Here is a 12700-nt window from a genome sequence, read left to right as displayed (position 1 = left end):
GGCGCGGGGCGCGGGGCGCGGGGCGCGGGGCGGGCGCGTGCTGGCCGGGGCCGCGGCGGCAGGTGGCCGACGCGACCCCGGCCAGGTCAGGCCGACACTCCGGCTGGCGCTGTCTTCTCGTCGTCGGGCCGCTGAGCGGCGGACTCATCGGAGTCCTCGTGCTCGTCGAGCATGGTCGACTCGTCGAACGGGTCGTCGCCGCGCAGCACCTCGGCCGCCCGATCCCGGTCGAACTCGCCGGTCCAGGTGCCCACCAGCACGGTCGCCACCGCGTTGCCGGCGAAGTTCGTCAGTGCCCGCGCCTCGGACATGAACCGGTCGATGCCCACGATCAGGCCAACGCCGTCAGCGAGTTCCGGTCGGTGCGACTGGAGCCCACCGGCGAGCGTGGCCAGCCCGGCGCCGGTGACCCCCGCCGCACCCTTCGAGGCGATGATCATGAACAGCAGCAGCGAGACCTGCTCGCCGATGGACATCGGCTTGCCCAGCGCGTCGGCGATGAACAGCGACGCCATGGTCAGGTAGATGGCGGTGCCGTCCAGGTTGAACGAGTACCCGGTCGGGACGGTGATGCCGACGACCGACTTGCTCACCCCGAAGTGCTCCATCTTGGCGATCAGCCGCGGCAGCGCCGACTCGGACGACGAGGTGGAGAGGATCAGCAGGAACTCCCGGCCCAGGTAGCGCAGCAGCGAGAAGATCGAGATCCGGCCCACGATCCAGAGCAGTGCGCCCAGGATCACCAGGACGAAGATCAGACACGTGAGGTAGAAGCCGAGCATGATCTGCGCGAGGCTCTTGAGTGCGTCCACGCCGGTCGCGCCGACCAGGGCGGCCATGGCACCGAACGCGCCGATCGGCGCCAGCCACATGATCATGGCGAGCACCTTGAAAACGATCCGCTGGAGCAGCCCGATGGCGTTCAGCACGGGCTCACCGCGCCGGCCGAGGGACTGTACGGCGAAGCCGACCAGCACCGCCACCAGCAGCGTCTGGAGCACCTGCCCCTGGGTGAGCGCGGAGAACAGCGTGGTCGGGATGATCCCGAGCAGGAACTCGGTGGTGTCGCCGCTCGCGGTACCGGCGGCTGCCTTGCCCGCGCCGGCGAGGTCCTGACCGAGGTCGAGGCCGGCACCGGGCTGGATGATGTTGCCGACGACCAGGCCGATGGCGAGCGCCACGGTCGACATGACCAGGAAGTAGCCGAGGGCGAGGCCGCCGACCCTGCCGACCTTGGCCGCCTGGCGGACGGAGCCGACGCCCAGCACGATGGTGCAGAAGATGACCGGGCTGATCATCATCTTGATCAGGTTGACGAAGCCCGTGCCGATCGGCTTGAGTTCCTTGCCGAATTCGGGGGCGACCAGGCCGACCAGGATGCCGGCCAGCACGGCCACGATGACGGCCAGATAGAGGTAACGGGTACGGTCCCGTCGGACCGGCGGCGCCGGTGTGGTGGTGGATGCGGTCGTGTCCATGCCGACAATGTGAAGCCCGTCTCACGCCTTGACAGCCTTGCGTTCATTCTGTTCATCCCGACAATCGCGATTGACACCGGCCCGTGACACCGGCGCAACGAGGAGGTGGTGGAGGTGGCCCGACGGCAGTGGAGCATCGCGGGGCAGCTGTTCGCCCTCCAGGCCATGGTGGTGACGCTGCTCGTGCTGGCCGGCGCCGCGGGCGCCGTCTGGCTGGCCCGCAGCGACTCCCGCCAGGCCGCGCAGGAGGAGGTGCTCGCGGTGGCGCAGACCGTGGCCCGCTCCCCCGACGTCCGCGCGGCCCTCGCGACCGCCGACCCGGCCAGCGCCCTGCAGCCGTACGCCGAAGAGACCCGGTCCGCGACGGGCACCGACTTCGTGGTGGTGATGGCCCCGGACCGCACCCGCTACTCGCACCCGACAAGGGAGCTGATCGGCGAGCCGTTCGTCGGGGAGATCGAACCGGCGCTGGCCGGCCGGGCGTTCACCACCACCAACGTCGGCACGCTCGGCGAGTCGGTGCGCGCGGTGGTGCCGGTGTACGACGAACAGCGGCGGATCATCGGCCTGGTGTCGGTGGGCATCACCACCCGGGCGATCAACCGCAAACTGCTCGGCCAACTGCCGGTGCTGTTGGGCGTCGCCGCGCCGGCGCTGGCCCTCGCCGCGACCGGCTCCTGGCTGCTCAGCCGTCGGCTACGCCGGCAGACGCACGGGCTCGGTCCGGCGCAGATGACCCGGATGTACGAGTACTACGACGCGGTCCTGCACTCGGTACGCGAGGGCCTCGTCGTGCTGACCACCGACCGGCGGGTGGCGCTGGTCAACGACGAGGGCCGCCGACTGCTGGGGCTCGACGCGGACGCGGCGGTGATCGACCAGCCGGTGGCCGGGATCGACCTGCCGCCCGCGGTGGCCGAGCTGCTCGGCTCCGGGCGCGACGCCCGCGACGAGCCCGTCCTCACCGGCGACCGGGTGCTGGTGGCCAACCAGCAGACCGCCCGCTTCGAGGGCAACGTGCTGGGCGCCGTGCTGACCCTGCGCGACCAGACCGAGCTGCGGGCCATGGCCAGTGAGCTGGACTCGGTCCGCGCGCTGACCGAGGCGTTGCAGGCGCAGACCCACGAGTCGGCCAACCGGCTGCACACCGTGCTGACCCTGGTCGAGTTGGGCCGCGCCGACGAGGCGGTCCGGCTGGCCACCCGGGACCTGGCGCTGGCCCAGCAGTTGACCGACCGGGTGGTCGGCGCGGTGACCGAGCCGGCGCTGGCCGCGCTGTTGCTGGGCAAGTCGGCGCAGGCCGGCGAACGCGGGGTGGACCTGGTCATCGAGCCGGACTGCCGGCTGGACGACAGCCCGCTGCCGACCAACGACCTGCTCACCGTGGTCGGCAACCTGGTCGACAACGCGCTCGAAGCGGTGGCCGGCACGCCGGCGCCACGGCGGGTGCGGGTCTTCGTCGGCACGGTCGACGACGACCTGGTGGTCCGGGTCGGCGACAGCGGCCCCGGCCTTGCCCCGGACCGGGTCGCCGACGCGTTCCGGCGTGGCTGGTCCACCAAGAGCACCGGCCGTGGGCTCGGCCTGGCGTTGATCGGGCAGGTGGTACGCCGACACGGCGGCCGGTCCGAGGTGGGCCGCTCCGAGGACGGCGGCAGCCTGTTCACCGTGCGCCTTCCGGTCGGCGGTGCGCGCCGATGACCGACATCCGGGTGCTGGTCGTCGAGGACGAGCCGCTGCTGGCCGAGGCGCACACGGCGTACACCGAACGGGTTCCCGGCTTCGTGGTGGTCGGCGTGGCGCACACGGCGCGGGCGGCGATGGCGGCGTTGCGCGCGAACGACGGCGGCGACGTGGACCTCGTACTCCTGGATTTTCGGCTGCCCGACCTGCACGGCCTGGACGTCTGCCGGGCGCTGCGCGCCGCGGGCAGCAGCGTGGACGTGCTCGCGGTGACCTCGGCGCGGGACCTGGCGGTGGTCCGCACCGCGGTGTCCCTCGGGGTGACCCACTACCTGCTCAAGCCGTTCACCTTCGCCGCGTTCCGCGACAAGCTGGAGCGGTACGCCGACTACCGCGCCCAGGCGCTCGCCGACGGCGAGGTGGCCGCCCAGCACGAGGTGGACCGGATGTTCGCCACCCTGCGCGGCACCGACGGGCACAGCCTGCCCAAGGGGCTCGACGCGCAGACCCTCAATCGGGTACGCGCCGCGCTCGCCGAGGAGGTGGGGTTGTCCGCGACCGAGGTGAGCGCGCGGACCGGCATCTCCCGCGTGACCGCCCGCCGCTACCTGGAATACCTGGTGACCATCGACCGTGCCGCGCGCCACCCCCGCTACGGCACCCCCGGCCGCCCCGAGGTCGAGTACCGGCCGCGCTGAAAGACGCTTGGCCGGCAGGCCTTGACGCAAGCCACGACCCGCCTCCCGTGATCTTTCAAAATCAGGCGATCTGGCGGAGGTCGTCGCCGTAGTCAAAAATGATCCGCATCCGGGCACCGAGCGCCCGCGCGTAGCGGCCCAGTGTCGCAACCTCGTTGACCTCTAGATCACCGTTCTCGATCTGGCTGACTCGGCCGGGCGTGACGCCCATCAGCTCGGCCACCTGCCGCTGGGTCATGCCCAGCCGCTTCCGCTCTTCAGCGAGGTGGAACGCACTGATCCAGGCTTCGGTGCGGGCACGTTCCGCATCGAGCGCGTCATTGTCCCCGTCGTGCAGCTCAGCCCGAATGTCGTCCCAGTCATGAAAGTCGCTCATCAGCCCTCCCTCCGTTTCCTCTCGAAGGCAAGCCAACCCTCGTACGCGATCTCAGCGACCGGAATCGCTCTCTCGTACCATCGGGTCCAATCTCCTGCCTTGTTGCCGACCACCAACAGAACCGCCTGCGACCAGGGGTCGAAGACGAACAGCACCCGAACGGCGACGTCCCGCCCAGACCTCGGTCGTAATTCCTTGAGGTGCTGATGCTCGAACCTCTGAGGGTGTCGACCAGTGGACGTCCCAGGCCCGGCCCGGTCTCCGCGAGCATGTCGATTGCCACGTTGACCGACCTGTACGTCGCCGGGTCGGTCTGCCGCAGCGATCGCAACCAGTCCCGGACGTCGGTTGTCGTCCTGATCGCCCAGCGACGTGGCGGCTCATGAGACATGGGAGAACTATAGCTTGGGCTATACATATCGTGGGCGGCAGAGCCAGGTCAATCAACTGCACGCCACAAGATCGTCACCGGCACTCCCAACCCGGTGGCGGTGCGAAGATCCGTTGTTAGACTCGGCGGAGTTGGGTGTCAGCAGTGACGAGGGAGACCAGACATGGCGGGTGACGACGACATCTCCGGGTGAAACCGGATGTCTCTGGCCACCGGTCGGCGCGCGACAGCGCGGCTGACGTGGCCATGTCGTCGTTCCACCGGTCCCCGTTCCGTCGGGCAGCTCCGGCGTGCCCACCCCACCCTTCGAGGTCACTCGCATGTCTGATGCGTTCATCGTCTGCTCGAACCTGTCCTTCTCCTGGCCGGACGACACCCCGGTCTTCGCGGAGCTGTCCTTCACCGTCCCGGGCGGTCGTACCGGTCTGGTCGCGCCGAACGGCTCCGGCAAGAGCACTCTGCTGCGGCTGATCGCCGGCGAGCTGCGGCCCAGCGGTGGCAGCGTCACCGTCGACGGCGTGCTCGGCTACCTCCCGCAGACCCTGCCGCTGGCCGGCGAGCTGACCGTGGCCGAGGTGCTCGGTGTCGCCGGGCGTATCGCGGCGCTGCACGCCATCGAGGCCGGCGACGCCAGCGAAGAGCACTTCGCCACCATCGGCGACGACTGGGACATCGAGGAGCGCACCCACGCCGAGCTGGACCGGCTCGGCCTGGGCGAGTTGACGCTCGACCGGCGGCTGCACACGCTCAGCGGCGGCCAGGTGGTCTCCCTCGGTCTGGCCGCGCAGTTGCTCCGCCGCCCGGACGTGCTGCTGCTGGACGAGCCGACCAACAACCTGGACCTGGCGGCCCGGCACAAGCTCTACGACGTGCTGGCGGAGTGGGCCGGCTGCCTGCTGCTGGTCAGCCACGACCGGGAACTGCTGGACCGGATGGACCGCATCGCCGAGCTGGATCGCGGTGACGTCCGCTGGTACGGGGGCAACTTCACCACGTACACCGAGGCGGTGCAGGCGGCGCGGGAGGTGGCCGAGAGCAACATCCGCAACGCCGAGCAGGAGGTGAAGCGGGAGAAGCGGGAGATGCAGCAGGCTCGTGAGCGGGCCGACCGGCGGGCCAGCAACGCCGCGAAGAACCTGAAGAATGCCGGCCTGCCGAAGATCTTCGCCGGCACCATGAAGCGCAACGCGCAGGAGGCAGCCGGGAAGTCCCACGAGACGCACTCGACCCGGGTCGGCCAGGCTCAGGCCCGTCTCGACGAGGCCGGTCGTGCGCTGCGCGAGGAGGACCGGATCGTCGTGGAGCTGCCGGACACCACCGTGCCGGGTGGCCGTACGGTCTTCTCCGGGTACGGGATGCGGGTCCGCTTCGGTGACCGGGAGCTGTTCGCCGGCGAGGGTGCTGACCTGGTGATCCGGGGACCGGAACGGATCGCGCTCACCGGTGGGAACGGCGTCGGCAAGTCCACTCTGCTGCGTCTGGTGGACGGCGATCTGGAACCGGCCGGAGGTGAGCTGAAGCGGGCTGACGGTCGGATCGCGTACCTGTCGCAGCGGCTGGACCTGCTGGACCTGGACCGTACGGTGGCGGAGAACTTCGCGGCGTACGCGCCGAGCCTGCCGGACGCGAAGCGGATGAACCTGCTGGCCCGGTTCCTGTTCCGGGGCGCCCGGGTGAACCTGCCGGTCGGAGTGCTCTCCGGCGGCGAACGGCTGCGCGCCACGCTCGCCTGCGTGCTGTGCGCGGAACCGGCACCACAACTGCTGCTGCTCGACGAGCCGACCAACAACCTGGACCTGGTCAGCGTGGCGCAGTTGGAGAGCGCGCTGAGCGCGTACCAGGGCGCGTTTGTGGTGGTCAGCCACGACGAACGGTTCCTCGCCGAGATCGGCGTGCAGCGGTGGCTGCGCCTCGCCGACGGCCAGCTACGGGAGATCGCGGCGCCGGACCGCACCTGAGCCCGCCGCGTCGCGGCCCGGTCAGCTCACGCCGGCCGGGCCGCGGCCCGGTCAGCTCACGGCGGCCGGGCCGAGGACGCTCTTCAGGTCACCCATCAGCGCGGTGGTGGCCGCCACCCGGAACGGGCCGAGCCGCAGGGTGGTGGTTCGCCCACCGTTCTGCAGCTTGACGTGCACCTCGGTGTCGCCGGGGTGCAGCACCAGGGTCTCCTTGAGCTTCTCCACCAGCGGCGGCGTGCACCGGTGCACCGGGATGGTGAGGGTGACCGGCTTGTTGGTGGCGCTGGTGCTGACGTCCGGCATGGACATGTCCATCGCCATGATGCGAGGCGTGTCGTCGCGGCGGTCCACCCGCCCCTTGACCACCACGATGGCGTCCTCGGCGATGTACTGCCCGATCACCTCGTAGGTGTTCGGGAAGAACAGCGTCTCCACCCCACCGGCCAGGTCCTCCAGGGTGGCCGAGGCCCAGGCCCGGCCCTGCTTGGTGACCCGGCGCTGCACACCGGAGAGGATGCCGGCGAGGGTGACGACGGCACCGTCGGGCACCGCGCCATCCTCGGCCAGCGCGGCGATGGTGGTGTCGGCCGCCGCGCCGAGGATGTGCTCCAGGCCGAACAGCGGGTGATCCGAGACGTACAGGCCGAGCATCTCCCGCTCGAAGGCCAGCTTGTCCCGCTTGTCCCACTCGCTCTCGCCGATGGTCGGCATCACCGTGGTGCTGCCCCCGGCGTCACCGTCACCGAACCCGGCACCGAACAGGTCGTACTGGCCGACCGCCTCCTTGCGCTTGACGTCGGCGTACGCGTCGATCGCGTCGGCGTGCACGGCGAGCAGCGCCTTGCGGCTGTGCTTCATCGAGTCGAAGGCGCCGGCCTTGATCAGCGATTCGATGGTCTTCTTGTTGCAGACCACCGCGTCCACCTTGGCCAGGAAGTCGTAGAAGTCGGCGTAGTCGCCCTTCTCCTGGCGGCACCGCATGATCGAGGCCACCACGTTCGCGCCCACGTTACGCACCGCGGCCAGGCCGAACCGGATGTCCGTGCCGACCGGGGTGAACGGCCCGGCCGAGATGCTCACGTCCGGCGGCAGCACCTGGATCCGCATCCGGCGACACTCGGACAGATAGAGCGCCATCTTGTCCTTGTCGTCACCGACGCTCGTCAGCAGCCCGGCCATGTACTCGGCCGGGTAGTGCGCCTTGAGGTACGCGGTCCAGTAGGAGACCAGGCCGTACGCGGCGGAGTGCGCCTTGTTGAAGGCGTACCCGGCGAACGGCACCAGGACGTCCCACACCGCCTGGATCGCCTCGTCGGAGTAGCCGCGCTCGCGGCAGCCGTCCCGGAAGGGGATGAACTCCTTGTCGAGGATCTCCTTCTTCTTCTTACCCATCGCCCGGCGCAGCAGGTCGGCCTGGCCGAGCGTGTAGCCGGCGAGAATCTGCGCGGCGCGCTGCACCTGCTCCTGGTAGACGATCAGGCCGTGCGTCGGCGCCAGGATCTCCCGCAGCGGCTCCTCCAGCTCCGGGTGGATCGGCGTGATCTCCTGGAGGCCGTTCTTGCGCAGCGCGTAGTTGGTGTGCGAGTCGACGCCCATCGGGCCGGGCCGGTAGAGCGCCAGGACGGCGGAGATGTCCTCGAAGTTGTCCGGCTTCATGAGCCGCAGCAGCGACCGCATCGGCCCGCCGTCGAGCTGGAACACGCCGAGGGTGTCACCCCGGGCCAGCAGCTCGTAGGCCGCCGGGTCGTCCAGCGGCAGGGCCAGCAGGTCGAGCTGCTTGCCGTGGTTGAGCTCGATGTTCTTGACCGCGTCGTCGATGATCGTCAGGTTGCGCAGGCCGAGGAAGTCCATCTTCAACAGCCCGAGCGACTCGCACGTCGGGTAGTCGAACTGGGTGATGATCGCCCCGTCGGCGTCCCGGCGCATCAGCGGGATGTGCTCGATGATCGGCTCGGCGGACATGATGACGCCGGCGGCGTGCACACCGGTCTGCCGGATCAACCCCTCGATGCCCTTGGCGGTGTCGATCACCTTGCGGACGTCCGGGTCGGAGTCGTACAGGCCACGGATCTCGCCGGCCTCGGCGTAGCGGGGGTGCTTCGCGTCGAAGATGCCGGTGAGCGGGATGTCCTTGCCCATCACGGCCGGCGGCATCGCCTTGGTGATCCGGTCGCCGACCGCGTACGGGTAGCCCAGGACGCGGGCCGAGTCCTTGATCGCGGCCTTCGCCTTGATCGTGCCGAAGGTGGCGATCTGGGCGACCTTGTCCTCACCCCACTTGTCGGTGACGTACTTGATCACCTCGCCGCGCCGACGCTCGTCGAAGTCGATGTCGACATCCGGCATCGAGACCCGCTCGGGGTTGAGGAACCGCTCGAAGATCAGGCCGTGCTGGATCGGGTCGAGGTCGGTGATGCCCAGCGCGTACGCGACGAGCGAGCCGGCGGCCGAACCACGGCCCGGACCCACCGCGATGCCCTGCTTCTTGGCCCACTGGATGAAGTCGGCGACCACCAGGAAGTACGACGGGAAGCCCATCTGGTTGATGACGCCCAACTCGTACTCGGCCTGGACGACGTGCCCCTCGGGGATGCCGCCGGGATAGCGGCGGGCCAGGCCGACGAAGGTCTCCTTGCGGAACCAGGTCTCCTCGGTCTCGCCCTCCGGGACCGGGAAGCGCGGCATCAGGTTGTGGAACTCGAACATCCCCTTCGGGTCGACCTTCTCGGCGACCAGGAGGGTGTTGCGGCAGCCCTCCTGCCACAGCTCGGACGAGTCCACCGCGCGCATCTGGTCAGCGCTCTTGATGAAGTAGCCGCCGCCTTCGAGGCGGAACCGGTTGGGGTCGTCGATGTTGCTGGCGGTCTGCACGCAGAGCAGCACGTCGTGCGCGGTGGCCTGCTCCTCGACCGTGTAGTGCGAGTCGTTGGTGACCACCGGCGGGATGTTCAGCTTGCGGGCGATCTCGGTGAGCCCCGCACGGACCCGGGTCTCGATGGAGAGGCCGTGGTCCATGATCTCGACGAAGTAGTTGTCCTTGCCGAAGATGTCCTGGTAGCTGGCGGCGACCTTGAGCGCCTCGTCGAACTGACCCAACCGCAGCCGGGTCTGCACCGCGCCGGAGGGGCAGCCGGTGGTGGCCATGATGCCCTCGGCGTACTCGGCGATCAGCTCCATGTCCATCCGGGGCCATTTGATGTAGTGCCCCTCCATGGACGCGCGCGAGTTGAGCGTGAACAGGTTCTTCAGGCCCTGCGCGTTCTTCGCCCACATGGTCTTGTGGGTGATCGCGCCGTTACCGGAGACGTCGTCGCTCTTCTGCTCCGGCCGACCCCACTTGACCCGCGCCTTGTGATAGCGCGACTCCGGCGCCACGTACGCCTCGACGCCCAGGATCGGGGTGATCCCGGCGGCCATCGCCTGGTTGTAGAAGTCGTTCGCACCGTGCATGTTGCCGTGGTCGGTGATCGCCACGGCCGACATGCCGAGCCGGTTGGCCTCGGTGAACAGGTCCTTGAGTCGAGCCGCCCCGTCGAGCATCGAGTACTCCGTGTGCACGTGCAGATGCGCGAACGAATCGGCCATGCGTGGCGCCCCCCGGCGGTGTGGATCTTGTTGGTCGGAGCCGACCGGCACCTACCCTACCGAGGTGATCTCGACGGCTCCACCGTCCGCGCCGACGTCCGTGGCCCGCGTCTCCTCGTCCGAGCGCCTAGGCTCGGAGGATGGCGAGGTATTACGACGTACACCCGGAAAATCCGCAGCCCCGGGTCATCGCTCAGGTCGCTGACCTGATCCGCGGCGGCGGGCTGATCGCCTATCCGACGGACTCCTGCTACGCGCTCGGCTGCCAACTGGGCAACCGGGACGGGCTGGACCGGATCCGGGAGATCCGTCGCCTCGACGATCGGCACCACTTCACCCTGGTCTGCCGGGACTTCGCGCAGCTCGGCCAGTTCGTGCAGGTCAGCAACTCGGTCTTTCGACTGGTCAAGGCGTCCACCCCGGGCAGCTACACCTTCATCCTGCCGGCCACCCGCGAGGTGCCACGCCGGATGTTGCACCCGAAGAAGCGCACCGTCGGCGTCCGCGTACCCCGGCACACCGTCACCCAGGCGCTGCTGGCCGAGCTGGGCGAGCCGCTGGTGTCGAGCACCCTGGCGCTGCCCGGCGAGGACGAACCGATGACCCAGGGTTGGGAGATCAAGGATCGGCTGGACCACCTGCTCGACGCGGTGGTCGACGCGGGCGACTGCGGAAAGGAACCGACGACGGTCGTCGACCTGTCCGGGCCCGAGCCGGAGATCCTGCGCCGGGGCGCGGGAGACCCGACCCGCTTCGAATAGTGCGGGTCGGGTGCCGGATAGGACGATCTGGCACCGGCGGTGGCCACCGGCATCACCCGCTTCGAGGGACGGTCCTCGTTCCGCACCTGGCTGCACCGGTTGACCGCCAACCGGGCCCGCTCGACCTACCGCACGCTGCGGCGCCGCTGGCGGTTGGAGGCCTGCTTCGGAGTCGGGCCGGCCAGTTACGTCGAGCGGACCTTCCGCCAGGGCCCGGCCTGCTGATCGACCGCACCTGATCGTGCTCGATCCAGGTTGCATTGCCCTTGTGCGCGCCGCGTGGGCACTGTTTCCAGGATCGAGCACTTTCACGTCCGGGCCACCCAGGACGCGGGTGACACGATGATGTCGCTGTGGACAACACTGTGTGGCACACAGTATGGTGTGACACATGGTTAGCGAGGACGTTCTACGGACGCACCTGCAAGAGCTGCGTCGAGGCACCGTCGTGGTGGCCAGCCTGGTCGCGCTGCGCCGACCGGACTACGGCTACGCCCTACTGCAACGGCTCACCGACCACGGCTTCCCGGTGGACGCCAACACGCTCTACCCGCTGCTGCGACGCCTGGAGGACCAGGGGCTGCTGACCAGCGAGTGGAACACCGAGGAGAGCCGACCGCGCAAGTTCTACCGGACCAGCGACGAGGGCGAGTCGATGCTGAACCGACTCCTGGACGACCTCGCCGCCGTGCAGACCTCCATCACCGGGCTGATCCAAGGAGTGGACCGATGAACAACCTGACCGACCGCTACCTCGCCGCCACCCTGCGCTCGGTGCCGACACAGCGCCGCGAGGAGATCGCCACCGAGCTGCGCGCGTCCATCGAGGACATGATCGAGGCCCGGACCGACGATGGGCAGGACGCCGCCACCGCCGAGCGGGAGGTGCTCACCGAGCTGGGCAACCCCGACCAACTGGCCGCCCGGTACGCCGACCGTCGGCTGCAACTCCTCGGCCCGACCTACTATCTGGTCTGGCTACGGCTGCTGAAGCTGCTGCTCAGCTTCATTCCGGCGCTCGTCGGCGTGATCGTCGCGGTGGTCGAGGCGGCGGAGGGCAAGGGTCCTGGGAGTGCGATCGGGACCGGCATCGGCACCGCCCTCGAGGTGGCCGTGCACATCGCCTTCTGGCTCACCCTGACCTTCGTCCTGATCGACCGCTTCCAGCCCACCGCCGACCTGCCCGTCTGGACCGTCGACCAACTTCCCCCCGCACCGGTGCACCGGGACATCTCCATCCCCGACACCATCGCGTCGGTGTCCATGCTGGCGGTGGTCATCGGCTACCTGCCCTTCCAGCACTACCAGTCGTGGGTGCACGGCACCGACGGCGGCAACATCCCGATCCTCGACCCGGCGCTCTGGTCGTTCTGGTTGCCGGCGCTGATGGGCGTGCTGCTGGCCGATCTGGTGTTCGAGATCGTCAAGTACCGGATCGGGCACTGGACCTGGCCGCTGTACGGCGTGAAGGCCCTGCTCAACCTGGCGTTCGCGGTGCCGCTGGTGTGGTTGGCGCTCTCCGACAGACTGATCAACCCGGCCCTGGCCGAGCGACTGAGCTGGCTGGCCGAGGCGGAGAACCGCGACACCCTCGGTCTCGTCATCGCGCTGGGCGCGGGCGTGGTGGCGGTCTGGGAGCTGATCGACACCGCCGTCAAGACCCGACGCCGGACGGTGTGAGCAGCGCCCGACGAGGCGGCCCGGCGCGTACCCAGCGCCGGGCCGCCGCCCGTCGGCCACACCGGATCACCGTCCGGCGGCCCGGGCGCC

Annotated in this window: 10 protein-coding genes and 1 pseudogene; 7 read left to right on the top strand and 4 right to left on the bottom strand. The window is 69.5% G+C overall.

Going from position 1 to position 12700, the window contains the following annotated elements; translation table 11 throughout:
* Positions 1-86: 86 nt before the first annotated feature.
* Positions 87-1478: a cation:dicarboxylate symporter family transporter gene (locus tag ACFQGL_RS26265; protein ID WP_377515133.1), complete on the bottom strand. Its 1392-nt coding sequence runs from the start codon at positions 1476-1478 to the stop codon at positions 87-89.
* A gap of 114 nt (positions 1479-1592) precedes the next feature.
* Between ACFQGL_RS26265 and ACFQGL_RS26260 the strand changes: the two genes are divergently transcribed.
* A complete protein-coding gene (locus ACFQGL_RS26260) occupies positions 1593-3179 on the top strand; it encodes an ATP-binding protein (protein WP_377515132.1) in 1587 nt (528 codons plus the stop codon).
* Positions 3176-3859: a response regulator gene (locus ACFQGL_RS26255; protein ID WP_377515131.1), complete on the top strand. Its 684-nt coding sequence runs from the start codon at positions 3176-3178 to the stop codon at positions 3857-3859. The genes ACFQGL_RS26260 and ACFQGL_RS26255 overlap by 4 nt, the downstream gene beginning before the upstream one ends.
* A 61-nt stretch (positions 3860-3920) precedes the next feature.
* Here ACFQGL_RS26255 and ACFQGL_RS26250 read toward each other — a convergent pair whose 3' ends face one another.
* Both ACFQGL_RS26250 and ACFQGL_RS26245 read right to left on the bottom strand, forming a co-directional pair.
* Positions 3921-4235, bottom strand: a complete 315-nt coding sequence (locus ACFQGL_RS26250; protein WP_377515130.1) for a transcriptional regulator — start codon at positions 4233-4235, stop codon at positions 3921-3923.
* Positions 4235-4626, bottom strand: a pseudogene (locus tag ACFQGL_RS26245) (type II toxin-antitoxin system RelE/ParE family toxin). The gene ACFQGL_RS26250 and the pseudogene ACFQGL_RS26245 overlap by 1 nt, the downstream one beginning before the upstream one ends.
* A gap of 320 nt (positions 4627-4946) precedes the next feature.
* On the opposite strand from ACFQGL_RS26245, the gene abc-f reads away from it, so the two are divergent.
* Positions 4947-6584, top strand: coding sequence for a ribosomal protection-like ABC-F family protein (gene abc-f / locus ACFQGL_RS26240; protein ID WP_377515129.1), 1638 nt, complete (start codon positions 4947-4949; stop codon positions 6582-6584).
* Between the two features lie 51 nt (positions 6585-6635).
* On the opposite strand, the gene dnaE is transcribed toward abc-f, so the two are convergent.
* The gene (gene dnaE, locus ACFQGL_RS26235; protein WP_377515128.1) at positions 6636-10169 is read right to left on the bottom strand and encodes a DNA polymerase III subunit alpha; all 3534 of its coding nucleotides are present in this window, start codon (positions 10167-10169) and stop codon (positions 6636-6638) included.
* A 140-nt stretch (positions 10170-10309) separates the two neighbouring features.
* Between dnaE and ACFQGL_RS26230 the strand changes: the two genes are divergently transcribed.
* From ACFQGL_RS26230 to ACFQGL_RS26215, 4 genes are all read left to right on the top strand, one after another.
* Positions 10310-10930, top strand: coding sequence for an L-threonylcarbamoyladenylate synthase (locus ACFQGL_RS26230; protein WP_377515127.1), 621 nt, complete (start codon positions 10310-10312; stop codon positions 10928-10930).
* Positions 10931-10969: 39 nt separating this feature from the next.
* Complete coding sequence (locus ACFQGL_RS26225) at positions 10970-11155, top strand: hypothetical protein (protein ID WP_377515126.1); 186 nt, start codon at positions 10970-10972, stop codon at positions 11153-11155.
* 166 nt (positions 11156-11321) lie between these two features.
* Positions 11322-11663: a PadR family transcriptional regulator gene (locus ACFQGL_RS26220; RefSeq protein ID WP_007458189.1), complete on the top strand. Its 342-nt coding sequence runs from the start codon at positions 11322-11324 to the stop codon at positions 11661-11663.
* On the top strand, positions 11660-12610 hold the full coding sequence (locus ACFQGL_RS26215; protein ID WP_377515125.1) for a permease prefix domain 1-containing protein: 951 nt from the start codon (positions 11660-11662) through the stop codon (positions 12608-12610). Before ACFQGL_RS26220 ends, ACFQGL_RS26215 begins: the two co-directional genes overlap by 4 nt.
* Positions 12611-12700: the final 90 nt, after the last annotated feature.

It is taken from the genome of Micromonospora vulcania (assembly GCF_042658605.1).
Lineage (GTDB): Bacteria > Actinomycetota > Actinomycetes > Mycobacteriales > Micromonosporaceae > Micromonospora > Micromonospora vulcania.
The sequence above is the reverse complement of the archived record's forward strand: the minus strand, read 5'-3'. Positions and strand labels throughout refer to the sequence as shown.

Bases quoted from the DNA above. Each gene is read 5' to 3' on its own strand.
- ACFQGL_RS26230 (WP_377515127.1), top strand. From the start codon at position 10,310: ATGGCGAGGTATTACGACGTACACCCGGAAAATCCGCAGCCCCGGGTC.
- ACFQGL_RS26265 (WP_377515133.1), bottom strand. From the start codon at position 1,478: ATGGACACGACCGCATCCACCACCACACCGGCGCCGCCGGTCCGACGG.
- ACFQGL_RS26220 (WP_007458189.1), top strand. From the start codon at position 11,322: ATGGTTAGCGAGGACGTTCTACGGACGCACCTGCAAGAGCTGCGTCGA.
- abc-f (WP_377515129.1), top strand. From the start codon at position 4,947: ATGTCTGATGCGTTCATCGTCTGCTCGAACCTGTCCTTCTCCTGGCCG.
- dnaE (WP_377515128.1), bottom strand. From the start codon at position 10,169: ATGGCCGATTCGTTCGCGCATCTGCACGTGCACACGGAGTACTCGATG.
- ACFQGL_RS26215 (WP_377515125.1), top strand. From the start codon at position 11,660: ATGAACAACCTGACCGACCGCTACCTCGCCGCCACCCTGCGCTCGGTG.
- ACFQGL_RS26250 (WP_377515130.1), bottom strand. From the start codon at position 4,235: ATGAGCGACTTTCATGACTGGGACGACATTCGGGCTGAGCTGCACGAC.
- ACFQGL_RS26255 (WP_377515131.1), top strand. From the start codon at position 3,176: ATGACCGACATCCGGGTGCTGGTCGTCGAGGACGAGCCGCTGCTGGCC.